The 23889-nt window shown below is 55.8% G+C and carries 27 protein-coding genes; 17 read left to right on the top strand and 10 right to left on the bottom strand.

Annotated features, from left to right (window positions below):
• The first annotated feature begins 265 nt into the window (after positions 1 to 265).
• The 3 genes from E1297_RS42645 (at position 266) to E1297_RS42635 (ending at position 2256) form a co-directional block, all read left to right on the top strand.
• Entirely contained in the window at positions 266 to 898 is a 633-nt protein-coding gene (locus E1297_RS42645; protein ID WP_209016330.1) for a hypothetical protein, read from the top strand.
• Between the two features lie 65 nt (positions 899 to 963).
• The gene (gene trmD / locus E1297_RS42640) at positions 964 to 1704 is read left to right on the top strand and encodes a tRNA (guanosine(37)-N1)-methyltransferase TrmD (RefSeq protein WP_209016335.1); all 741 of its coding nucleotides are present in this window, start codon (positions 964 to 966) and stop codon (positions 1702 to 1704) included.
• 309 nt (positions 1705 to 2013) lie between these two features.
• Positions 2014 to 2256, top strand: coding sequence for a hypothetical protein (locus E1297_RS42635; RefSeq protein WP_155149160.1), 243 nt, complete (start codon positions 2014 to 2016; stop codon positions 2254 to 2256).
• 5 nt (positions 2257 to 2261) lie between these two features.
• Here the strand turns inward: E1297_RS42635 and E1297_RS42630 are convergent, their stop codons facing one another.
• On the bottom strand, positions 2262 to 3068 hold the full coding sequence (locus E1297_RS42630; RefSeq protein ID WP_155149158.1) for a GH25 family lysozyme: 807 nt from the start codon (positions 3066 to 3068) through the stop codon (positions 2262 to 2264).
• Positions 3069 to 3459: 391 nt separating this feature from the next.
• Between E1297_RS42630 and rplS the strand changes: the two genes are divergently transcribed.
• Positions 3460 to 3843, top strand: a complete 384-nt coding sequence (gene rplS / locus E1297_RS42625; protein WP_155149156.1) for a 50S ribosomal protein L19 — start codon at positions 3460 to 3462, stop codon at positions 3841 to 3843.
• Between the two features lie 11 nt (positions 3844 to 3854).
• On the top strand, positions 3855 to 4076 hold the full coding sequence (rpmE, locus tag E1297_RS42620) for a 50S ribosomal protein L31 (RefSeq protein WP_155149154.1): 222 nt from the start codon (positions 3855 to 3857) through the stop codon (positions 4074 to 4076).
• Between the two features lie 798 nt (positions 4077 to 4874).
• On the opposite strand, the gene E1297_RS42615 is transcribed toward rpmE, so the two are convergent.
• Positions 4875 to 5879, bottom strand: a complete 1005-nt coding sequence (locus tag E1297_RS42615) for a fatty acid desaturase (RefSeq protein ID WP_155149152.1) — start codon at positions 5877 to 5879, stop codon at positions 4875 to 4877.
• A 178-nt stretch (positions 5880 to 6057) separates the two neighbouring features.
• On the bottom strand, positions 6058 to 6945 hold the full coding sequence (locus E1297_RS42610) for an AEC family transporter (protein ID WP_155149150.1): 888 nt from the start codon (positions 6943 to 6945) through the stop codon (positions 6058 to 6060).
• A gap of 218 nt (positions 6946 to 7163) precedes the next feature.
• Between E1297_RS42610 and E1297_RS42605 the strand changes: the two genes are divergently transcribed.
• The gene (locus E1297_RS42605) at positions 7164 to 7973 is read left to right on the top strand and encodes a division plane positioning ATPase MipZ (RefSeq protein ID WP_155149148.1); all 810 of its coding nucleotides are present in this window, start codon (positions 7164 to 7166) and stop codon (positions 7971 to 7973) included.
• On the opposite strand, the gene E1297_RS42600 is transcribed toward E1297_RS42605, so the two are convergent.
• Entirely contained in the window at positions 7970 to 9205 is a 1236-nt protein-coding gene (locus E1297_RS42600) for an adenylate/guanylate cyclase domain-containing protein (protein WP_155149146.1), read from the bottom strand. The two genes, E1297_RS42605 and E1297_RS42600, sit on opposite strands and share 4 nt — an antisense overlap.
• Positions 9206 to 9266: 61 nt before the next feature.
• Positions 9267 to 9719, bottom strand: a complete 453-nt coding sequence (locus tag E1297_RS42595; protein WP_155149144.1) for a MarR family winged helix-turn-helix transcriptional regulator — start codon at positions 9717 to 9719, stop codon at positions 9267 to 9269.
• A gap of 84 nt (positions 9720 to 9803) precedes the next feature.
• Here E1297_RS42595 and hmgA point away from each other — a divergent pair, with 84 nt between their 5' ends.
• The 8 genes from hmgA to E1297_RS42555 all read left to right on the top strand — a co-directional run bounded on the left by hmgA (position 9804) and on the right by E1297_RS42555 (position 17056).
• Positions 9804 to 11132, top strand: a complete 1329-nt coding sequence (hmgA, locus tag E1297_RS42590; protein ID WP_209016334.1) for a homogentisate 1,2-dioxygenase — start codon at positions 9804 to 9806, stop codon at positions 11130 to 11132.
• 9 nt (positions 11133 to 11141) lie between these two features.
• Positions 11142 to 11765 carry a LysE family translocator gene (locus tag E1297_RS42585; protein WP_155149141.1) on the top strand — a complete coding sequence of 208 codons (624 nt, stop codon included), beginning with the start codon at positions 11142 to 11144 and terminating at the stop codon, positions 11763 to 11765.
• A gap of 45 nt (positions 11766 to 11810) precedes the next feature.
• Positions 11811 to 13067, top strand: coding sequence for a fumarylacetoacetase (gene fahA, locus E1297_RS42580; protein ID WP_155149139.1), 1257 nt, complete (start codon positions 11811 to 11813; stop codon positions 13065 to 13067).
• 10 nt (positions 13068 to 13077) lie between these two features.
• Positions 13078 to 14028, top strand: a complete 951-nt coding sequence (locus E1297_RS42575) for an MBL fold metallo-hydrolase (protein ID WP_155149137.1) — start codon at positions 13078 to 13080, stop codon at positions 14026 to 14028.
• A gap of 136 nt (positions 14029 to 14164) precedes the next feature.
• Entirely contained in the window at positions 14165 to 15775 is a 1611-nt protein-coding gene (locus E1297_RS42570; RefSeq protein ID WP_155149135.1) for an FAD-dependent oxidoreductase, read from the top strand.
• 5 nt (positions 15776 to 15780) lie between these two features.
• A complete protein-coding gene (locus tag E1297_RS42565; RefSeq protein ID WP_155149133.1) occupies positions 15781 to 15978 on the top strand; it encodes a DUF2783 domain-containing protein in 198 nt (65 codons plus the stop codon).
• 10 nt (positions 15979 to 15988) lie between these two features.
• Positions 15989 to 16627: a maleylacetoacetate isomerase gene (gene maiA, locus E1297_RS42560; protein ID WP_155149131.1), complete on the top strand. Its 639-nt coding sequence runs from the start codon at positions 15989 to 15991 to the stop codon at positions 16625 to 16627.
• A gap of 87 nt (positions 16628 to 16714) precedes the next feature.
• Positions 16715 to 17056, top strand: a complete 342-nt coding sequence (locus tag E1297_RS42555) for a DOPA 4,5-dioxygenase family protein (protein WP_155149129.1) — start codon at positions 16715 to 16717, stop codon at positions 17054 to 17056.
• Here the strand turns inward: E1297_RS42555 and E1297_RS42550 are convergent.
• Complete coding sequence (locus tag E1297_RS42550) at positions 17053 to 18684, bottom strand: acyl-CoA synthetase (RefSeq protein WP_155149127.1); 1632 nt, start codon at positions 18682 to 18684, stop codon at positions 17053 to 17055. The genes E1297_RS42555 and E1297_RS42550 overlap by 4 nt on opposite strands.
• A gap of 223 nt (positions 18685 to 18907) precedes the next feature.
• Between E1297_RS42550 and E1297_RS42545 the strand changes: the two genes are divergently transcribed.
• From E1297_RS42545 to E1297_RS42535, 3 genes are all read left to right on the top strand, one after another.
• Positions 18908 to 20305 (top strand): aspartate aminotransferase family protein, encoded by a 1398-nt coding sequence (locus E1297_RS42545; protein ID WP_155149125.1) that lies wholly within the window; start codon positions 18908 to 18910, stop codon positions 20303 to 20305.
• 162 nt (positions 20306 to 20467) lie between these two features.
• Complete coding sequence (locus tag E1297_RS42540; RefSeq protein WP_155149124.1) at positions 20468 to 20929, top strand: hypothetical protein; 462 nt, start codon at positions 20468 to 20470, stop codon at positions 20927 to 20929.
• A 124-nt stretch (positions 20930 to 21053) separates the two neighbouring features.
• Positions 21054 to 21317: a hypothetical protein gene (locus E1297_RS42535; RefSeq protein ID WP_155149122.1), complete on the top strand. Its 264-nt coding sequence runs from the start codon at positions 21054 to 21056 to the stop codon at positions 21315 to 21317.
• Between the two features lie 108 nt (positions 21318 to 21425).
• Here the strand turns inward: E1297_RS42535 and rplT are convergent, their stop codons facing one another.
• The 4 genes from rplT to E1297_RS42515 all read right to left on the bottom strand — a co-directional run.
• Complete coding sequence (gene rplT / locus E1297_RS42530; protein WP_008756009.1) at positions 21426 to 21791, bottom strand: 50S ribosomal protein L20; 366 nt, start codon at positions 21789 to 21791, stop codon at positions 21426 to 21428.
• A gap of 14 nt (positions 21792 to 21805) precedes the next feature.
• Positions 21806 to 22006 carry a 50S ribosomal protein L35 gene (rpmI, locus tag E1297_RS42525; RefSeq protein ID WP_005981143.1) on the bottom strand — a complete coding sequence of 67 codons (201 nt, stop codon included), beginning with the start codon at positions 22004 to 22006 and terminating at the stop codon, positions 21806 to 21808.
• Positions 22007 to 22188: 182 nt separating this feature from the next.
• The gene (locus tag E1297_RS42520) at positions 22189 to 23742 is read right to left on the bottom strand and encodes a sodium:alanine symporter family protein (protein ID WP_155149120.1); all 1554 of its coding nucleotides are present in this window, start codon (positions 23740 to 23742) and stop codon (positions 22189 to 22191) included.
• 14 nt (positions 23743 to 23756) lie between these two features.
• Positions 23757 to 23889, bottom strand: a 133-nt coding sequence (locus E1297_RS42515; RefSeq protein ID WP_196223548.1) for a universal stress protein, incomplete at its 5' end; no start/stop codon positions are given.

Raw genomic sequence — 23889 nt, 5'->3', positions numbered from 1 at the left:
TGCCGTTTACGCTGGCGAACGTTCCCACCGTTGATCTGGAGCGTGGCCGTGTTGTCGCCGATCCGCCCGATGGTTTGTTTTGATGCGGCGGGTTTTCCTGCATTTAGGCCTACACAAAACCGGCGTCACGGCCGCGCAATCGTTCCTCTTCGAAAATCGCGAGTTGATCTGGCCTCACTACGCATTGGTCTTGCCATACAAAACCAGAAAAACTGGTCTGGCCGATGCCGCAACCCGGCATTCTCTGTATGGTACTGCACGCACCTTGGCCGATTTCGGCAACCAGATGCGCGACTTCCTTGAGGCCACAAACTTTGGCACCAAACGCGGTCTTATTCTAAGCGAAGAAAACTTCTCGGGCCTGCGCCCCAGCCGCAACGTCGCGGTTGGCTATGAAGCCGCACCCGATCTTGCCGCCTGCTTGGTTGACACAATTCGTAATCGGTTCGCAGGCGAAGAACTCGATATTACTATCTATCTGTCCCTGAGGCAGCGAGGCAGCTGGCTTTATAGCCTCTGGGCACACGACCTGCAACGCTTGCGCCTGGTTCAGGACTTCGAAACCTACCGATCGCATCTTGACGCGCTGCCTTCACTTCGGACCGCTGCTGAAGCCATTCAGGAGCGGTTGCCATCGATCGATGTTCAAACCCAATGGCTTGAAGAAATGGTGGACAGAGAGTACGGCCCCGGCAGCCCGTTCGCGGAATTTCTGGGCCTGCGTCTCAGTAAGGCGTCCCAACTGATTGGCCCAACCCGCGCCAATCCGCGCCTGCCTGAAAACACCCTTGCCCAGATGTTACAACTAAATCGTTCCGGACTGGACGATACGGAGCTTGTCAGACAGAAAGCAGGTCTCATCCAATCCGCTCAAAATAGCCTGACTGCCACGACATGACTGACAAACCCAGCAAATCCCATGGCCGCAAGGCTATCCGGCCGACCCTGAAACCGCGCGAGCTGATGACACCAACGCCGGATCTTCATGGTGTATGGAAGGCAAAGATAATTACGCTGTTTCCGTCGGCGTTTCCGGGCGTGCTCGGCGAAAGCCTGACGGGCAAAGCGCTGCAGGAAGGACTGTGGCAGCTGGAAACCACTGATCTGAGACAGTTTGGTGTCGGCAAGCACCGCAACGTGGATGACACGCCTGCAGGCGGCGGTGCGGGTATGGTTTTGCGTGCCGATGTTCTTGGCGAAGCAATCGAGCACACGATGGCAGGTATCCGAGGCAACTGGCCCCTGATCTATCTCAGCCCACGTGGACGGCGAATGGATCAGCGCATGATGCAAAATCTGGCGCGGTGTGATGGTATGACACTGTTATGTGGACGGTTTGAAGGCGTCGATGAACGAGTGTTGGAACATTACGGCGTTCAAGAAGTATCGCTGGGCGATTTTGTCATGACCGGCGGTGAGATTGCGGCGCAGGCGCTGATAGATGCTACCGTTAGATTGATCCCCGGAGTTCTAGGAAATCAGGCTTCGACCGAAGAAGAGAGCTTTTCATCGGGGCTGCTGGAGCATCCTCAATACACGCGCCCTGCGGAATGGAAAGGTCGACCGATTCCCGAGGTGCTGATGTCCGGCCATCACGGCCGCATTGCTGAGTGGCGCCATAAAATGGCAGAAAACATCACGCGTGAAAGACGGCCCGACGTATGGGATAGCTACCTGAAATCACACGACGAAAACTCCGATTGATATCCCGACTGTGGCGCACAGGACGCAGGGTTGAGTTTTGACAAATTGCGATTTGCGGTTGTTTTAGTCTCAATATACTCACGCATAAAGATGCTGAAAAAAGCAATTGCAGAATAAATCGATTCGGGCTGCTTAATGAAAAAGTTACTAATTCTGTCGCTGCTGGCCGCTTCGGCCTGCACCACAAAACCACTTGAGCGTTATATCCCTACGCAGGATGGCCATAACCTGCACTCAGCGCGCTCTGCTATGGAGTCGTGTATTGGTGAGTCGCCGGAAGGTGGAAATGCTGCCGTCGTCGGTGGCTACATGACCAGCATTCTCATAGCTGGCGTAGTGATAGGCCCCCTAGTGACGATCCCGGCTGAGGATAGTCTTCGAGCGCAGGGAGAAATCGATCAGGTACATCGTTGTCTGGCCGAGCGTGGTTTCAAACGCCGCGAACTGGCCGATGGTGAAGTGTTCTGGCTAAACAATTCCTTTGGCGACGAGCGCGAACGCCGACTGGGCCATCTGATTGGTGGTGGCACCATCGAGACCTACGGCAGCTAACTGCATCAGTAGTAGTTGCCGACCTTCCAAAGGGCCCATGTCTCCGGCGTGCCGTTGAAGGTATTGATATCCACCTTGCCCTGCACGCCGGGCACGAGCCCGGTCCCGGTATACTGCCAGAAACGCCAGATCGCATTCGGGTAAACCTGTCGCGGATGCCCGGCCACCGATCGGAGCCAGAAGTCGGTTTTTGGCAAGCGCCCGATATCGGTGTCCTCGTAGAAATCCACGGTGGTGTAGACAATGGGCCTGCGACCGTAGTGCCGTTCCAGAATGTTCAGGAATTTCTGCGCCTCGGAGCGGATGGTCTTGCCATCAGGGCGCAAAGTGCAGGTTTTGGAATGTGGGGTCCATTCCATATCAAGCACATGCGGCAGGTCCGCGCCCTTGGGTACGTTTTCAATAAACCAACGGGCCTGCTCTGCAGCCGGGCGGCAGAAATAATAGTAGTGATATGCGCCCCAGGGTACATTCGCCGCCTGCGCACCCTTGCGATGATCCTCAAACAAAGGATCCGCAAAATCACCACCTTCAGTCGCTTTCAAAAACGCGAAACTGACACCCGACGCTTTTGCGGTATGCCAGTCGATCGGACCCTGCCAGCGCGAAACATCAAGGCCGTGGATAGGGTAGTGCCCGGGATGGCGGCCCTCCCACTCATGAGGATCAGCATCACCGAATTTGGGATAGATTACAGCGGGCGCTCTGGCATCGGCAGTCGGTGTAAGCTCTATGGCCTGAGGCTGCGGGCCACGCCGGCCGCATGACATAAGCACAGCACCCATGAGTGCCAGCAAGATTGCAATGCGCATCACTGTTCCTGTCTCAAATTTCTGCTCGTATTATTGACCACAGAATGCCAAATCCACGCATCAAGGCAACGGTGCATTTGTGCGGGCGGCGAAAACCCACCGTCAAAAGAGTCAGCTATCTTGAGAAAACATGCGTCAAAGGGCTTGATCACTGACCCCAAAGCTCTTAAAGCAGCGCAATCCGGTGTCGCGACATGCGACTCCGGTGTTTTGGTTTGCATCATGTCGTGACGCCCGGCTTTCTTCGGCCACGGCGCGGCAAGACGAACCAGACATAAGGAACATTCGATCTGACCTCTGGCGGGCTGTACGCAGGACCCGGTGAAGACCAAGAGCTCTCAGGCCGTGCTTAACTTCGTGGACCAACCACGAGCAGATAGGAGTAACTGCGATGGACCTGATCGCACAGCTTGAGGCGGAACAGATTGCCGCCCTGGGGAAAGACATCCCCGATTTCAAAGCCGGTGACACCATCCGTGTCGGCTTTAAAGTGACCGAAGGCTCGCGCACCCGTGTGCAGAACTACGAAGGTGTCTGCATTGCGCGCAAAAACGGCGACGGCATCGCCGGTTCGTTCACCGTTCGCAAGATTTCGTTTGGCGAAGGCGTGGAGCGTGTGTTCCCGCTGCATTCGACCAACATCGACAGCATCACCGTTGTCCGCCGTGGCCGCGTTCGTCGCGCCAAACTGTACTATCTGCGCTCTCGCCGTGGTAAGTCCGCGCGTATCGCAGAAGTCACCAACTACAAGCCCAAGGCTGGCGCCGAGGCGTAAGGAGCGGAAAGATGAAAAAAGACATCCATCCCGATTATCACTTCATCAACGTCAAAATGACCGATGGCTCCGTAGTACAGATGAAATCCACCTGGGGCGCCGAAGGCGATCAGCTGGCTCTGGAAATCGACCCCTCCTCGCACCCTGCGTGGACCGGTGGTTCGTCGCGCCTGATGGACGCCGGCGGCCGCGTGTCGAAGTTCAAGAAGAAATACGAAGGTCTGGGCTTCTAAACCCCAACCTGATTGTTCCCAGAAAAGGCCGTCCCGAAAGGACGGCCTTTTTTGTGAAAACCAACGTCATGCAGTGGTGATCAAGTCCGTGGGCTAGGTGTCACAAATTCCCAGCACGATTTGGCGTATAAATCAGCAGCCTGTGATGCAACCTCTGCATCTGCAGGGTGAAAGGTTTGGACACGCCGTGATCTGCCATGACACCGACCAGCCACTCATACCTCTGCGGCTCGGGCACTGCCAAATTACATCCTTCGCGGATGCGACATACCGGAGGGAAAGTAGTTCGGATGTTTGTTCTGGCCCAAACTGGCTTTCGGTCACAGAAAACCTCCAGATACCCAAAGTCATCGTTGCGCAGCCGGATTCGCATCTCGACCCTGTGCCATGCGCCCAGGTCTTTCGCGGCAATACACGTGCGCCCAAACACGGTTACGCCTCGTTTCGCATCAAGCTGCACCGAAATGATCTTGGTTGAAGGACTCCCGACCCGATAAAGTTGCGATACGTCGACGACCTCCGAAGGCAACATGTTGCCCACAACCCGCACGTCAAAACCGAAGAGTCTGATCTGACCAGTCCGCCAATCCTCGCCAGCTCTTAGAGCCGACTGCCTCTCGCCTCGCTTCAGGCGAAACGTAATAACCGGATCAGAGATGACGGGCGATTGATCGGATTCCGGATGTATCGCCTCCGGAGATTTCACCCAATCATAGAGCTCGCTCTGAATTGGGTAAACAGGTCCGCTGTCGCCGCACGCCGCGAACAGAAAGGTCATCGCCAAAAGCAGACGCCCCCTCATTCTGCAGCAGTGACACGGCCTCGGCGCTGGTACAGAGGAAAGGGAACCATGCGCCCGTTCTCTTCGTCGTAGAGTTTCCATCGCAGACAGCCGAGGCCTTGCCAGAAACCGATCTTCCGGGAATGCAGCAGCCCCTCAGCCTCAAGCTCAGCGTGAGCAGTGCCGAGCTTGTAGCCTGGAATCTTGGCGTTCAGGTGATGCAGGTCATGATAACCGATATTCATGGTCACCCAATCAAACAACCTGCCCCAGTCCAAGACCGCGCTCCCTTCAAGAGCCGCCGTTTTGAACGTCAACTCAGGGCGTCTACCCCAGTAGATTTCCTCAAAATTGTGGACAACATAGGGGATCAATGCACCGAAGACGCTTGCCAAATAGAAGGACGCGGCCCAGAACGCTATGCCGCCCCATCCTGAGAGCCACCAGATGAGCACCAGATAGCCACCAAGCAACAGGTTGTGCAGGATCAGATCACCTACTCCGGTTTTGAACCCGTAGAGGGGCATGCGTCGCAAGACGCCATACAGCACAAACGGACCGATCAGAATCAGCAGGACCGGACTTCGATAGATGCGATACTGAAGTCGCTTCCAGGCAGGCGCGGATTTCCACTCTGTCAGTGTCATAGTGAATATCTCGAATGTATCGCGCCTTTCGAGGTCGCTCACATACGTGTGGTGCTGTCCATGAATATAGCGCGTGGCGCGATAAGGCGTCATCGCGATTGGCGACAACAGTGTCCCCACCCGATCATTCAGATTTCGAGAGGTGAAGAAGGACCTGTGCAGGCAATCGTGCTGGATCATGTAGATCCGCAGCCCCATAGCAGCTGCGACAACCACAGCTGGCACCATCAGCCACCAATTTCCAATACTCGACAACCCGGCTACCATCGCACCGGCATAAAGTGTGAGACTAACTATCAACTCCCACCACGCACGACGGTCATCGGACCGCGCAAAACGGCGTGATGCGGCATAAACTTCACGTTCAAAACTCACTACATTCGTCTCCACGCAACCTGGATACGATCCTGAATTCTAGTCACACGTCAGACTTGCGGTCAAGCTTAGGGAAAATACACATTAATATTTTGTTTATACAAAACAGCTTCCTACCTAACGTTTGGCGGATTGACAGGTCGACTGGAGTAGCACTTCCTCAGGTCTCGCAAAGCCCTCAGATCCAGTAGGATAACGCCAATGGCAGAGTCACAATGGTTGCTATGGTCGATACCAAAATGAACCCGGCCACGTCCGGCCCGTATTCCGGTACATGCTGGTCAATGAACAGATAGGTTGCCACCGAGGATGGCATCAAACAGCACAGGATCAGCGCACCCCGCTCGGCACCCGTAAACCCGAAAATCCAGACCAACGTACTGGCGATCGCGACCGCCATAACCAGATGCAAAGCCGTCAGCAGCATCGCTACACCAAGACCTTTGATCCGCAACGTGGCCAATGTGTGACCCAGTGTCAGAAGCATCAGGGGGATCGACAAGCCACCCAGTATATCAAAGGACTTCAGCACCGGCTGCGGCAGACTGTACCCCGTGGACATAAGGCCCAGCGCGATGATCACGGAATAGATAATCGGGGAGGTGACGAGCTTTTTGGGCGAAAACTCTCCAGCCGGTATCCACATTCCAACAGTGAAAATGCTGATTAACACCACCACAACAAAGGCCATAGTATAGGCCATACCGGTATCGCCCAGCGCCAGTAACGTAATGGGCAGACCGATATTCCCCACATTACCGTGCATCAACGGCGTCAGAAAGGCGCGAACCGGTAGCCGCAGTATCTTGAGGGTCGCAAACCCCAGTACCCCAAAGGCTGCAATAGCCAGTGCTGCCGCCGCCATCATATCGAGGAAGGTACTGATTTCGAGCTTGGTCGCGGACAGATGCGAGATGATAAGCGTTGGATACCCGACCCTGGATACGATGCCACCCACAACTTTGTTGTCAAAGGGTGCTTTAAGCAGGGCCAGGCTATAACCGACTCCTGCGCAAATCAGCACCGGAAGAACCACGTTCAACACGTTCAGAAACAGGTGATCCAATCCCGGTCCTCCCCGCCGAAACCCCAATCCTGACAGTGAATCAGGCCAAGGCCTTTGGCAAGCGTGGGGTGCAAGCCACGATCATTGCGAGATTTTCCAAATTAGAGACTGATATTGAGCCACAGAACCGTCTGGGGTTCTTCCCTTCGGCGCCGCCACAACATATAGTGGCCAACAACAACGTGTAGACAAACACGGCGAGACTTGGGAATACAAGCATGGCACATATCATTGTCGTCGGGAACGAAAAAGGTGGCGCAGGCAAATCGACCGTATCGATGCATGTGGCAACGGCACTTGCCCGGTTAGGCCATAAGGTCAGCACACTGGATCTAGACCTGCGGCAACGCAGCCTTGGACGGTATTTCGAGAACCGCGTCAATTTCCTGAATGGCGCAGAGGCCCCCCTGCCCAGTCCTCGGCATCACGATCTTCCCGAGATTGACGCCAGCACGTTGAAACCGGGCGAGAACATCTATGATCACCGCCTGTCTGCAGCTGTTGCCGAGCTTGAAAGCGACAGTGACTTCATCCTGATAGACTGTCCGGGCTCTCACACACGCCTCAGCCAGGTAGCACATTCTCTCGCCGATACGCTAATTACGCCGCTGAACGACAGCTTCATCGATTTCGACCTTCTGGCCCGGATCGATTCAAAGGGTGAAAAGATTCTTGGCCCTTCGGTCTATTCCGAGATGGTCTGGAACGCGCGCCAGTTGCGGGCACAGGCCGGCCTAAAACCGATTGACTGGGTGGTGGTACGCAACCGTGTCGGTACGCAGCGTATGGTCAACAAGGAAAAGATGCAGCGCGCGATTGAGATGCTCTCGCAGAGGATTGGCTTCCGTGTCGCCTCGGGTTTTTCGGAACGTGTGATTTTCCGTGAGTTGTTCCCTCGCGGGCTTACTCTGCTGGACCTCAAGGATATCGGGGTCAAACAGCTGAATATCTCAAACATCGCTGCGCGGCAGGAACTACGCGACATGATGCGCGAACTGAACCTGCCGGGCGTGGAAGTCGATTTCTAAGCCGCAGGCCGGTATATCGTAAACAGCTCTTTGGGCTCAGGTACGCCGCGCAACATGTAGCGACCGACTGAGATCAGGTTTTGCGCACAAGGCTGCGCTGCACGCGCTACATCGTCAGAAATCAGAATGCGCTGCCCAAGTGACCGGTGCATTTCCGCGATGCGTGCAGCTTGATTCACTGTGGGACCGATGACCGTAAAGTCCAATCGGTTCTCAGATCCGATATTCCCATACAGAATCTCACCTGCATGCAAAGCCAGCGTGAAGTTCGCAGTCGGCAACCCTTCTGCTTCGCGTCTCTTGTTCAGATCAGCCATACGCTGCTGCAATACAGCAACCGCGCGCAGGGCTGCGCGGGCGTCAGCATCAATCTCACCAACGTCAAACATGGCCATCAGACCATCACCCATGAACTTGAGAATGCTGCCATCGCATTCGTGCACAACAGACACCGCAACGTCGAGATAATCATTCAGCATCTTGATGATCTCGTTTCCCGGCATCTCCTCGGAGAGGCTGGTGAACCCTTCAAGATCAAAGTTCCAGATAACCGCATCTATCTGCTGAAGCGAACCGCGCCGTATTTCACCCGAAAGGACGCGCTTACCAGCGTCGCGTCCCAGATAAACGCGCAGCAGATCGCGAGCCAACTTATCGTTTTTCGCAGATTTCAGAGCCAGTCCAAGATGCGGCAGAGCCTCGTGTATAAGGGAAATGTCGCGTTCCTGAAATCCATCAGGGGCGTTGCTGGTCCAGGACATCAGAACCCCATCACCGGTTTTCTGAGTGCCGTTTGCAGGAATGTGTCCGGAAGCTCCATAAGAAACTCCGGTTGCATAGTAGTCAGTCGCGCCGATCTCGCGCAGCTCGTTCAACAATGGATACCGGCTGGGCTCGTTCTGATCCACAAGCCGTTCGCGCAGATCATCCAGATCCTCGTTCAAAATTGCGAATAGAGGGCTGTTACGCCAAACCTCACTAGGTTCTTCCGTATATTCGAAAGTCGCATACTCACCACCGCGATCCTGGTACCAGCTGTAACCAGTTCCGCCATAGACGGGATGGAGTGTCGATTGTGCCGCATGAAACCTCATCAGAGGGATGCCCATTTCGACCAGCCGATTGCAGTACCCGTCCAAAAGCTCTTCTTGCTCGGCCCCTTCCAACCCGCGCGTGACCAGCCATTCAATCAGATCATTCGCATTCGCGGCAGGGGTCTCCGTCGTTGTCATTTCTTTTTCCTGTGTCTGTCCCAGTGCTTATCTGGGAACACCACCTCGCGATTACCAGTGGTCACTCCATACCTGCGAGACGACGTAACATCATTCTCAGCAGTGCAGCCTCGCCCATGGTGAACTTTGCAGTCAGTCTGGCGTCATATTCCTCAGCGAAACTACGCAATTCACGATACACGGTTTGCCCGGCGGGTGTTAGCGTCAAGCGCTCGACTCTGCGGTCCCTCTCATCCCGCTCACGCTTGAGATAACGGCGTTGCTCTAGTTTATGGACGGCCCGGCTGATCTTGGTTTTATGCGTTTTTGCCTGAAGGCCAATGTCCTTGGCTGTCAGCTCACCATAATTGCCCAGATGGAACAGGACGCGCCATTCGGTGCGCAGCAGTCCGTAGCGATTCTTATAGACGCGCTGAAACTCCAACGCGCTCTCTTCGGCGGCCTGATTCAGCAGGAATGGCAGGAAATTCCGCAGATCAAACTCATCTTTTTCGTCATTTTCATGATGTGTCATGCTTGTTAGTTACAAAATCAACTATTATCCGACAAGCAGTAAACGGAGGAACACACGATGAATCGTCCGACCGACCCGCATCAGATGACCCAGGCCAGCACTCCTGTTGGCACGCATGCCGGATACATGCCCGGCTTTGGCAACGATTTTGAAACCGAAGCTCTACCCGACGCTTTGCCCCAAGGCATGAACAGCCCTCAGAAGTGCAATTATGGCCTGTATGGCGAGCAACTGAGTGGCACAGCCTTTACCGCAAATCCGCCGGAGCGGACCTGGTGCTATCGCATCCGCCCATCGGTAAAACATTCACATCGCTACGAAAAAATTGATCTTCCATATTGGAAATCAGCGCCTTGCGTTGATCCGGATGTCATCAGCCTTGGCCAGTATCGATGGGATGCGGTCCCGCATTCTGACGAAGGCCTGAACTGGCTGACAGGCATGCGCACGATGACCACGGCCGGTGACGTTAACACTCAGGTCGGCATGGCGACCCACATCTACCTGGTAACGGAATCGATGGTGGATGATTACTTCTTCTCAGCTGACTCCGAGTTGTTGGTCGTGCCACAGGAAGGTCGCCTGCGCTTTGCCACCGAACTGGGCATCATAGATCTGGAACCCAAAGAAATCGCCATCATCCCGCGCGGATTGCTATACCGTGTCGAGGTGTTGGAAGGCCCGGCCCGTGGCTTTGTTTGCGAAAACTATGGTCAAAAATTCGAGCTGCCCGGTCGCGGACCGATCGGGGCCAACTGCATGGCCAACCCGCGCGATTTCAAGGCCCCAGTCGCAGCGTTTGAGGACCGAGAGGTGCCTTCTACGGTGACGATTAAGTGGTGTGGCCAGTTCCATACGACGAAAATCGGGCACAGCCCTCTGGATGTGGTTGCGTGGCACGGTAATTACGCGCCCTATAAGTATGATCTGCGTACCTATTGCCCGGTCGGTGCGATCCTGTTTGATCACCCGGATCCGTCTATCTTTACCGTCCTGACCGCTCCTTCGGGTCAACCCGGCACCGCCAATATCGACTTTGTTCTGTTCCGTGAACGCTGGATGGTGATGGAAGATACATTCCGCCCACCCTGGTATCACAAGAACATTATGTCGGAACTGATGGGCAACATTTATGGGCAGTACGATGCCAAACCGCAGGGCTTTGTCCCGGGTGGCATGAGCCTGCACAACATGATGATTCCGCATGGACCGGATAAGGAAGCCTTTGAAAAAGCCTCCAATTCTAATCTGGGTCCGGATAAACTCGACAACACCATGTCGTTCATGTTCGAAACACGCTTCCCGCAGCATCTGACCGCGTTTGCGGCGAATGAAGCGCCATTGCAGGATGACTACATCGATTGCTGGACCGATATCGACAAAAAGTTCGATGGGACCCCCGGAAGGAAGTAGCGCCCCAAAATGACCCTCGATACCTGGATCACCTACGTTGCTACTGTATTGCTGTTGATGAGCACTCCGGGGCCCAGCCAGTTGCTGATGTTGTCAAATTCAGCCGCAAATGGATTGGGACGCGGATTGTTCACGGCAGCGGGCGATTTGACAGCGAATTTACTGCAGATGCTGGCGGCGGGCCTCGGCCTTGCCGCTCTCATCGCCGCATCTGGCACGGCACTGGCAGTAATTAAGTGGCTGGGCGTAGCGTATCTCGTGTTCCTGGGCCTGCGCATGATTTTGAAAGCTGAGAGCAAGGCCTCACAAGCGGCCCACCTGAGCAGTCGCAAAGCTCTTTGGCTGCAAGGCTTCATCACCTCAGCGGCAAACCCAAAAGCGGTTGTATTCTTCGCAGCTTTGTTTCCGCTGTTCATAGATGCGCTGCAACCGTTCTGGATGCAGTTTACGGTTCTCTCTGCAACCTACCTAACCATCGACGGCTTGTTCCTCGTGGCCTACGGCGGCAGTGCTAGCTGGTTAGCCAATCGGTTAACGGGGTCAGCCAGACTATGGTTGGATCGGATTGGTGGCAGCTTCATGATTGTCGCCGCTCTGTTGCTGGGGTTCAAATCTCTTCGTTCGGCTTCCTAGACACGTTACCGCGGGTTGGTTCCCGCGAAAATAGAAGGACTACATATGTCTTTGATGAAATCCTGGGTGGCTTCGGCCAATGACGCAAATCACCCGTTTCCGTTGAACAATCTGCCATACGGTGTTTTCTCGACAGATGGATCGGATCCGCACTGCGGTGTCGCCATCGGTGATATGATCCTGGACGTGACCGCAGCCGAAGATGAAGGCCTCATCGAACTGACTGATGAACCGCTCTTCGACCTGCCATTTTGGAACCCATTGATGGAAGAAGGCCCCGCTGTGTGGGCCGCACTGCGTGAGCGTCTGATTGCCCTGCTCGCGGATGGGTCAGAAGAACAAGACAAGGTAGAGCCCCTGCTGGTAGCCCAAGCAGATGCCGATATGCATATGCCTTTCGCTGTAAGCGAATACACGGATTTCTATGCCGGTCGGAACCATGCCTTCAACGTTGGAACGATGTTCCGTGGTCCGGAAAATGCGCTGCCTCCGAATTGGCTGCACATCCCGATCGGTTACAACGGTCGCGCCTCGTCGGTCGTCGTTTCAGGCACAGATGTGCGCCGCCCGTGGGGGCAATTGAAATCCCCCGACCACGACAAACCTGCATTCCTGCCCTGCCGCCGGTTCGACATCGAACTGGAAATGGGTGCGATTGTCGGCACCCCGTCCGAAGGCCCAATTTCAGTGCAGGAAGCGGATGATCACATCTTTGGCTATGTCCTGCTTAACGACTGGTCTGCCCGGGACATTCAGGCGTGGGAGTACCAGCCGCTGGGCCCGTTCCAGGCAAAGGCCACTGCAACATCGATCAGCCCATGGATCGTGACCAAAGCCGCGCTGGAGCCATTCCGATGCGACACGCCCGAGCGCGAGTTCGAATTGCTGGACCATCTGAAAGACTGCGGCCCGATGCTTTATGACATCGACCTTCAAGTCACGATGGCACCAGAGGGCAAAGCGGAAACCACCATCGCAGAAACCAACTACAAAGAGATGTACTACTCTGCCGCTCAGCAGCTGGCACACCACTCGACATCGGGCTGCCCGATGAATGTCGGCGACTTGCTGGGCTCAGGAACGATCTCGGGCGCAACCAAGCCTGAACGCGGCTCATTGCTGGAGCTTAGCTGGGGCGGAAAGGAACCGCTGACGCTGGACACCGGTGAGACCCGCAATTTCATCGAAGATGGTGACACACTGACCCTGAAAGGTGCTGCCAAAGGGGATGGCTACACCATCGGCTTTGGTGACTGTGTCGGAACCGTCCTACCTGCCCTTGAAAACCCCTACGCACGATAAGGAAACCATCATGGCAAAAGCTTTCGCGTCCCAGGGGGACATGTCGGAAAAGAAAATCTCATTCACCGAAGTCGGTGAAGGCCTGTATGCCTTCACTGCCGAGGGCGATCCGAACTCGGGCGTTATCATCGGCGATGACAGTGTGATGATTGTTGAGGCGCAGGCGACCCCGCGTCTGGCCAACAAGGTTATCGAATGCGTGCGCTCGGTCACCGACAAACCGATCACCCATGTCGCGCTGACACACTACCACGCGGTCCGTGTACTGGGCGCCAGTGCTTTTGGCGCGCAGCAGATCCTGATGTCGGACATGGCCCGCGCCATGGTCGTTGAACGCGGCAAGGAAGACTGGGACAGCGAATTCCAGCGTTTCCCGCGCCTGTTCGAAGGGCATGAAAGCATCCCGGGCCTGACATGGCCCACCACCACGTTCAGCGACACGATGACCGTCTATCTGGGCAACCGCCGGGTCGATCTGATGCATTTGGGCCGCGCCCACACCGCTGGAGACATTGTCATCCACGTGCCCGATCAGAACGTCATGTTCACCGGTGACATCGTTGAGTATCACTCGGCCTGCTATTGCGGTGACGGTCACTTCAGTGACTGGGGTGACACGCTGGACGAGATCAAATGGTTCGACGTCGATGCCATCGCGCCGGGCCGGGGCGATGCGCTTGTTGGCAAGGACATGGTCAATGCAGCCATCGAAAACACACGCGACTTTGTCGAAAGCACCTATCGCCCGGCGGCGAAAGTAGCGGCACGTGGCGGTTCTCTGAAAGAAGCATGGGATGCGGTGCGGGCCGAATGTGACCCGAAATTTGCTGAATATGCGATTTACGAACACTGCCTGCCATTCAACGTAGCCCGAGCATACGACGAGGCTCGTGGCATCGACACGCCCCGTATCTGGACCGCCCAGCGCGATCTGGAGATGTGGGAAGCTCTGCAGGGTTAAGGAAATGCGGGCGGCTTTGATCCAGATCGTGTCGCCCGACAAGAATCGATGAGACCATTCGTCATGACCTCCGGCAATCCTTTGCCAGAGCACCAGATTTGTGTGCCACAAGCGCACGAGCATTGGGGGAGAGCCCATGAACAAGATTTTTGAAGTTCCACTCTACGCCTACACACGCAGTCCGGATCAGGACGCTCCGGCTCCGGTTCGTCACAAGGTTATCGTGATTGGAGCAGGACCGATCGGCCTGGCCGCCGCAATCGATCTGGCCCAGCAAGGTATCGAGGTCGTGGTTCTGGATGACAATGACAAGGTCAGCTTTGGCAGCCGTGCCATTTGCTTTGCCAAGCGCACGCTCGAAATCGCTGATCGGTTGGGCGGCGGCCGCCCAATGGTCGACAAGGGTGTCCAATGGAACGTTGGCAAGGTCTTCTTCGACGAGCGACAGGTCTATGAATTCAACCTGTTGCCCGAGGAAGGGCATGCCAATCCCGCCTTTATCAACCTTCAGCAATACTATTTTGAACAGTTCATGGTGGACCGAGTCCGCGAACTGCAGGAACAAGGCGCGCCCATCGAGATTCGTGGCCGCAACAAGGTCGAAGCGATCGGAACCCATGACGATCACGTCAAGCTGGAGGTCGAGACCCCTGAAGGTTCCTACACTGTCGAGGCAGACTGGCTGATTGCCTGCGACGGTGCAGGATCGCCGACGCGTCGGATGCTGGGTCTCGACTTTGTCGGGCGCGTATTCGAGGACAATTTCCTGATCGCCGATGTGATCATGGATGCCGACTTTCCGACCGAGCGCTGGTTCTGGTTCGATCCGCCCTTCAACAAGGGACAATCTGCGCTGCTACACAAACAGCCCGATGGTGTGTGGCGCATCGACCTGCAACTGGGATGGGATATCGACAAAGAGCGGGAAAAGCGGCCCGAAAACGTGATCCCACGCCTCAAGGCGATGTTGGGCGAAGATGTCCAGTTTGAACTGGAATGGGTGTCGATCTACACCTTCCAGTGTCGTCGAATGGAGAGATTCCGCCACAACAGGGTGATCTTTGCGGGCGACAGCGCGCATCAGGTCAGCCCGTTTGGTGCCCGCGGGGCCAATTCCGGAATGCAGGATACTGACAACCTGTGCTGGAAGCTAAAGCTTGTGATTGATGGCAAAGCGCCTGAAACGCTCCTCGACAGCTACGATGTCGAGCGTGTTCATGGCGCGGATGAGAACATCCTCAATTCAACCCGGTCCACCGATTTCATTACGCCGAAATCCCAGATGTCGCGCATCCTGCGGGATGCGGTGCTGGATCTGAGTGAGCATCACGAATTTGCCCGCCCGCTGGTGAATTCGGGTCGTCTGAGTGTTCCCTGCACCTATGACGGGTCGCCGCTAAACTCAGCAGATGCACTGGATGGGCCTGCGCGCACCCGACCCGGCTCACCCTGCCCCGATGCGCCACTGGGGGATGAATTCCTGCTGCCGAAGCTGGCTGGTAAATTCACTCTGCTCACAATCGACGCTGACGCCCCTGATGTGATCGAGGAAGACGGTATCGAAGTCACCCGACTGGCCTTGTCCGTCAAAGACGATCCAACACTGGAACTCAAACGCCGTTACCTTGGTGATGCGACCAGTGCTGTCTACCTGATCCGTCCGGATCAACATGTCGCCGCGCGGCGCGACAATTATGAAGACAACGCATTCCGGCATGCCATCCGCCGGGCCAGCGGTAAGGAGTAAGCGCAATGAGTGATCTGATCCTCACCCCGAACATCGATGACGCTGATGATTTCTACGCCGATCTACTGGCCGCGCATGAGGGGCTGGAAAAAACCGACAGCGACGCCCTGAACGCGCGCCTTGTACTGGTTTTGGCCAATCACATCGGCGACCGGTCTGTTCTGACTCAGGCAATCAGAGCTGCCACGCTGGCGGACGAATAAGGAGATTGGGATGAGCGATGTCGTCCTCTATGATTATTGGCGGTCATCGGCCAGCTACCGTGTGCGTATCGCGCTGAATCTGGCAGGCATCGCTTATCGCTCGGTTGTCGTGGACCTCGTCAAAGGCGAACAAAAGGGGGCGGCTCATCTCACGCGCAACCCTCAGGGCTTCGTCCCGGTGCTTGAGATAGATGGTCTGCGCCTGACGCAATCGCTGGCAATACTTGACTATCTGGATCAGACGCGCGGATTACAACTTCTCCCGGCAGAACCCGGTCCAAGAGCAGGAGTTCAGGCGCTAGCACACGCCATTGCCGTGGATATTCATCCGGTTTGCAATCTGTCAGTTGCCAAATACGCGACCGCACTCAGTGGCGGTGCCGAGGGTATGCCGGGCGACTGGATGCGTAACTTCATCCGACCCGGTCTTCAGGCGTTCGAGGCCATGCTGGGGGAGTTTGACCAAGCCCCTTATTGCGCAGGTTCGAATCCCGGATTGGCGGACATCTGCCTTATGCCGCAGATCTACAACGCCCGACGCTGGGAGGTGGACTTGTCCGACATGCCCCGCATTCTTGGCGTTGAAGCGGCCTGTACTGAACACCCTGCATTTGGGGCAGCGCATCCCAACGCGAACGCGCCTTCATAGTTCGACGCACAGAATCTGTGTGCAAACACGGGTACAATTCATCTCTGGCTGACCCTAATTTCGTCGAAACAGACAAAAGAGGTCACGATGCCAGAGATCACAGGTTATCACGCGCATGTCTATTTCGACGCTGAAACGCAATACGCAGCGCAGCAGGTTTGCGAAGAGGCCGCGCGCCTGTTTCCCGTTCAGCTGGGCAGAATGCATGCACGCAATGTCGGTCCACATCCACGCTGGAGTTGCCAGCTGGGTTTTGCCGCAGATGCATTCGACAAAATCATTCCCTGGCTCATGCTGAACCGAAAGGGACTGACTGTATTCACCCATCCAGAAACCGGTGAACACCTTGAGGATCACCGGGATCGGGCCATCTGGATGGGCGAGATGCTGGATCTTGACCTTTCGATCTTTGACAGGCTCGACGCCTAGGTCAGCGCGCGCGCCTGATCACGTAGTACGAACTTCTGTATCTTGCCTGTCGAGGTCTTGGGCAGCGCCCCGAAGATCACAGTTTTGGGTGCCTTGAAGTGGGCCATGTTGTCCCGGCAAAATGCGATCAGCTCGGCATCCGTCACTTCGGCCCCTGGCTTCAGTTCGACAAAAGCGCAGGGTGTTTCACCCCATTTGTCGTCCGGACGTGCGACGACCGCAGCCTCCATCACTGATGGGTGCTTGTACAGGATACCTTCAACTTCGACGGACGAGATATTCTCACCCCCTGAAATGATGATGTCCTTCGACCGGTCCTTCAGTGCGATATAGCCATCGGGATGCATCACACCCAGATCGCCCGAAGCAAACCAGCCACCGTTGAACGCCTTGTCAGTGGCATCAGGGTTCTTGAGATATCCTTTCATGACGATGTTGCCCTGCATGAAGATCTCACCCATCGTCTCGCCATCCGCGGGGACAGGTTCCATCGTGTCTGGGTCGGCAACCATCAGACCAGACAAAGCGACGTACTTTACGCCCTGACGAACCTTCAAAGCTGCGCGATCCTCGGCACCTTTATCGTTCCATTCGTCTTTCCATGCGCAAACGACCGACGGTCCGTAGGTTTCGGTCAGACCATAGACATGGGTCACTTCAACCCCCATGCCTTCCATCGCTTCGATCACAGCGGCTGGCGGTGGTGCGCCAGCAGTCATTACCTTGATCTGGTGATCAAAGTCCTTGAGGTGATCAGGCGCATTGGCCAGCATGTTCAGAACAATGGGTGCTCCGCAGAAATGAGTGACACGCTCTTCGCGGAAGGCCTGATAGATCGGCTCGTCCCGTACAGCCCTCAGACAAACTGACACACCGGCATTCGCAGCCATGGTCCATGGAAAACACCAGCCATTGCAGTGGAACATTGGCAGCGTCCACAGGTAAACCGAATGCTGTGGCATGCCCCAGGTCAGTATGTTCGACGTCGCATTCAGTGCTGCACCGCGATGATGGTAAACCACACCCTTGGGATTACCCGTCGTTCCGGACGTATAGTTGAGCGTGATTGCGTCCCACTCATCCTGCGGCAATGACCAATCGAATTCAGGATCACCTTCCGCCAACAACGCTTCGTAGGTCAGGTCCCCAAGCCGCTCGCCCCCGTCAAAACTGGGATCTTCGATATCGATCACCAGCAGATCAGGCCGCTCGACCTGTGTCAGAGCCTCTTTGACCACCGATGAAAACTCAGGATCAACAAAAAGGACCTTTGCCTCAGCGTGGTTCAGAATGAAGGCGATGATTGGGGCATCCAATCGCGTGTTGATCGCGTTCAGGACTGCTCCGGCCATCGGTACACCAAAATGGGCCTCATACATCTCGGGAACATTGGCGGCGATGATCGATACAGTATCGCCCTGCCCGACTCCGCGTGAAATCAACGCACTCGCCAGACGGCGGCATCGGTCATAGGTCTGCGACCATGTATAGCGGCGCGTACCATAAACCACGGATGGGTAATCCGGATAAACGGCGGCCGTTCGTTCAAGATAGCTAAGCGGTGACAACGGCGTAAAGTTCGCCGGGGTCTTGTCCAGATGGCGCTGATAGATGCTGTCGGATGTCATCCGCCATTCCTCCCAAAATCGTCGGATTGGCGTATTGAGCACAAAGCATCTACCAATACAAACCCGTAAAAATACGAACTGGTAGAAATACTGGAGATAACCTATCAGCGAATCTGGCCCTACTTCGCATCGGCCATTCGCGCTGATCTGCAGCATCACGTTAATTCGCGCTGACCGGGCTACTTGATTCCCGCGCGCTGCCTCACTCTTGAAAGGACATGTCATGGACGGCACGTTCAACGAAAACGATCTTTCCCGTGTGGTCGAAGCCGACCGCGCCCATATCTGGCATCACCTGATCCAGCATAAGCCTTTTGAAACCAATGATCCCCGTATCATTGTCGAAGGCAAAGGCATGCGTGTCTGGGACCAGAAAGGCAAAGAGCATCTGGATGCGGTCTCTGGCGGCGTGTGGACGGTAAACGTAGGCTATGGCCGCGAATCCATCTGCAAGGCCGTCTACGACCAGCTGATGAAGCTGTGCTACTTCGCGAATACCGCGGGTTCGATCCCCGGTTCGATCTTTGCTGAAAAGCTCATCGACAAAATGCCGGGCATGAGCCGGGTCTATTACACCAACTCGGGCTCTGAGGCGAACGAGAAGGTGTTCAAGATGGTTCGCCAAATCGCGCACAAGCGCTATGGCGGCAAGAAAACCAAGATCCTGTATCGCGACCGCGACTATCATGGCTCGACCCTGGCGACCATGTCGGCAGGTGGTCAGGACGAGCGTACTGCGCAGTACGGCCCGTTTGCCCCTGACTTCATTCGCGTTCCGCACTGCATGGAGTACCGCAAGCATGAACTGGGCATGGAAGACCTGTCTGGTGAGGCGTTCGGCAAGGCATCTGCAGATGCAATCGAAGAGGTAATCCTGCGCGAGGGTCCCGAAACCGTTGGCGCGCTGTGCCTCGAGCCAGTGACTGCAGGCGGTGGCGTTATCGAAGCGCCCGAAGGGTATTGGGAACGCGTGCAGGAAATCTGCAAGAAGTACGACGTCCTGCTGCACATTGACGAGGTTGTCTGCGGCGTGGGTCGTACCGGCACCTGGTTCGGCTATCAGCAGTACGGCATCAAGCCGGACTTCGTGACCATGGCCAAAGGCGTTGCCTCAGGCTATGCAGCGATCGCTGTGATGGTCACAACCGAAGAAGTCTTTGACATGTTCAAGGACGACGCCTCGGATCCGCTGAACTACTTCCGTGACATCTCAACCTTTGGTGGCTGTACCGCCGGTCCGGCTGCTGCGATCGAGAACATGCGCATCATCGAAGACGAAAACCTGCTGCAGAACTGCACCGACATGGGTGACCGCATGATGGGCAACCTGCAGGCGCTGATGGAAAAGCACAAGGTGATCGGCGACGTACGCGGCAAGGGCCTGTTCCTGGGCGCTGAACTGGTTACCGACCGGGCCACCAAAGATCCGATGGACGAGAAACGCGTTCAGGCGGTTGTGGCGGACTGTATGGCGCAGGGCGTCATCATCGGGGCTACCAACCGCTCGATCCCCAGCCGCAACAACACGCTGTGCTTCTCGCCTGCGCTGATTGCAACCGCAGACGACATCGACCAGATCACTGACGCGGTTGATGGCGCACTGGGGCGTGTATTCGGCTGACGCGCGTACATTACCTCCGCCACCACTCACACCATCAGGCGGAAACCTCGAAACCGGCGCGCCCACCGCGCCGGTTTTTTTGTGTTTGCTCACACGGGTTTGTCAAAAGAACCAACTCGAGTACCCTGCCTCCACCTCATCGCAATGCAGGAGAATTGTCCAATGGTACTAAACTTCATCCGAAGCCTCGCCGCTTTGGTCATTCTTGCGGTCGCCACCCCATCCAACGCCGACGAAGGCAGCGGCTTTCCGCAGATCGTAGGCACCTGGCATGGCACCTATCTGGTCGCCTTCGCCAAATCCAACCCGAACCACGAAAAAGGCCTGCTGAAAACCGAGATGGAGCTGGAGATCACCAAGCTGGATGGCAACCTGATCACCGCCACGAACCGATGGCGTCGGATTGGCGATACCGAGTGGATCGTCGAAGAGGCGATGGGCACGTTTAGTCTGGACGACCCTACCCGCTTTGTCCTAGCAGAAGCAGGGATATCCGGAGATGACGTATCGTCCGGAATTTTCAACGGAGTCTATCTGGATGATGTTATCATGGTGACTTACGCCGGTCCGGGAACGGGCGTGGCTTTTGCGGCGCAACTGGTGAAGAAGGACGGCAAAAATTAATAATTTGACCGGCTTTGATCAGAAAAACTTTGTTACTCCCGCCAATTACTTGTGACTTCAAGCCACAGATATTGCCTGTGTTTTCTTCGCTCCCAAGTGTGTTTCAAACTGAAGGAACCACTTGATGAACGATGACGAACCACAGCCAGCCAGATACTATGATGAACATAATATCTGGACCCTGGACCCGACGCCCGCGGACAAGCAAGTCTATGAAGCAATCGCCTCGGATGTCGTCAAATTTGTACAGTTGCTGGACGACAACAAGCCTTTGTTGTCACGGGATGTCTATGCCCGTTTCTTTGCTTCACTTCTGAATCTTTCCAGAGTGCTGGGGGAGTACGAAGATGGGTGGAGCCGGGACTATCAGACCTCTGGTCCCCAGTAGCATTAGCCCGCTTCGCTTTTCTCGCTCCAAGAACAGTGCACCAATCGAAATGAAAAGGGCCGCTCCTTTCGGAGCGGCCCTTCATTCACTGTCTCTCTGAATAGAGGATCAGGCAGCCAGAGCGGCCTGAGCTTTGGCGACGATCGCGCCGAACGCTTCCGGTTCGTGCACAGCCAGGTCGGCCAGAACTTTACGGTCCACTTCGATACCGGCCAGGTTCAGGCCGTTGATGAAGCGGGAATATGTCAGTGCTTCGTCATGCGAACGGACAGCCGCGTTGATACGCTGGATCCACAGCGCGCGGAAGTTGCGCTTGCGGTTCTTACGGTCGCGGGTTGCATACTGGTTGGCCTTGTCGACGGCCTGACGGGCAACCTTGAAGGTGCTCTTGCGGCGGCCATAGTAACCTTTGGCGGCCTTGATAACCTTCTTGTGACGGGCGTGAGTTACGGTTCCACCTTTAACGCGGGACATCTCTTAATCTCCTCTTAGCGGTCGTAGGGCATGTAGCCCTTGACGATCTTGGCGTCGGGGGCGGACAGGGTGGTGGTGCCACGGGCGTCGCGGATGAACTTCTTGGTCCGCTTGATCATGCCGTGCCGTTTACCGGCCTGGCCTGCCATGACCTTACCGGTCGCAGTCACCTTGAAGCGCTTCTTGGCGCTCGACTTTGTCTTCATCTTAGGCATTTCCGTCTCCTTTCGGGGTTCGGTTCCAAACGCGACTCGGCATGCCATCTCGGCCGGTCACGCGATCAGAAGCGCCGTTTACGCAAGTTCGGTCATACTGGCAAGGGGTTTTCGACCAGTTTTTGCGCTTTTCAGGCGCCGGTCAGTCACCGGGGCAGCAAGACCGCCCCGGTGAAGTCGTTTTAGTCCGCAAACTTACGGATTTCTCCGCTCTTAAGCCGCGACGCGTAGGAAGCCAACTCCTGACGCACCACTTTCATCAGGAAGTAGAGCGCAAAGACGTTCACAACCGCCATCGCAAAGATTGCTGCATCCGAGAAGTCAATGACCGGCCCCAGATTGGCCGCTGCACCGATCACCACAAAAATGCAGAAGATGATCTTGAACACCAGTTCTTTGGTGTGGCCTTCACCAAACAGATAGGTCCAGGCTTTGAGGCCATAATAGGACCAGCTGATCATGGTCGAAAAGGCAAACAACACCACCGCAATCGCGAGGACATACGGGAACCAGCTAAAGGCACTGCCAAAGGCCGCCGATGTCAGGCTGACGCCGGAATTGCCGTCTACGGTGGCGATCCCGCTGCCATCCTCGGTCAGCATGTAAAGGCCGGTTTCCGGATCGACGATCAACTGCTGCGTGATGATGATCACCAGCGCAGTCATTGTACAGATCACAACTGTGTCGATGAACGGCTCCAACAGGGAAACAAAACCCTCGGTGATCGGCTCTTTGGTCCGAACGGCCGAGTGTGCAATGGCTGCGGAACCCACGCCTGCTTCGTTCGAGAAGGCGGCCCGGCGGAAACCCTGGATCAGTGCACCGACCATGCCGCCCGCAACACCCAGTCCGGTGAAAGCGCCTGCAAAGATCTGGCCGAAAGCCCAGCCGATCTGGTCTGCGTGCATCGCAATGATTACGATGGCAGCCAGAACGTACATGATACCCATGAACGGAACGACTTTTTCAGTCACCCGAGCAATGGATTTCAGACCGCCGACGATCACCGCGAAAACGATGCCTGCAAAGACAACACCAGTAATCCAGCCAGGGTATTGTCCGAAGATACCTGCGATCTGCTGATGCGCCTGATTGGCTTGGAACATATTGCCCCCGCCCAGCGCGCCAAGGATACAGAAGATCGAGAACAGTACGGCCAGTATCTTTCCGCCCGGCAGACCCAACTCGTTAAACCCTTTGGACATGTAGTACATCGGGCCACCTGAAACGGTACCGTCTTCGTATTCATTCCGGTATTTCACGCCAAGCGTACATTCAGTGAACTTCGACGCCATGCCCAACAGGCCCGCGACGATCATCCAGAAGGTCGCTCCCGGCCCGCCGATGCCCACGGCCACCGCCACCCCGGCGATGTTACCAAGGCCAACAGTACCGGACAGCGCCGTTGCCAATGCCTGAAAGTGGCTGACCTCGCCCGCATCGTTGGGATCAGAATAGTCGCCCTTTACCAAGCTGATCGCATGGCCAAAGAAGCGTAGCTGAACAAAGGCGAAATACAGCGTGAATACTGTTGCCGCAATCACCAGCCACCCTACGATCCACGGGAACCCGGTTCCCGGAAATGGTGCAAAAATGAAGCTGACGAACGGTCCGGTAAAATCAGCAAACGCCTGATTGATCTTTTCATCAATACCCGGCGCTTCTTGAGCCGTGGCAGCGCTCGCCGCGAACATTGCGACGATTGCAGGAAGGCTTAGTTGTTTTAGCGTTTTCATCTCAATCCCTCCCCTCAGTTCACGACCGTGACCGGAACATCGGCATGCATGACCAGGTTTTGTGTCGAGCTTCCGAACAGACGTTTCTTGAAACCATCCGCCGAGGCCCGACCGACCACAATTTGCGATCCACCGTTTTCGACAGTG

Source organism: Roseibium sp. RKSG952, from assembly GCF_009711355.1.
This window is presented reverse-complemented; position numbering and strand designations above follow the sequence as displayed.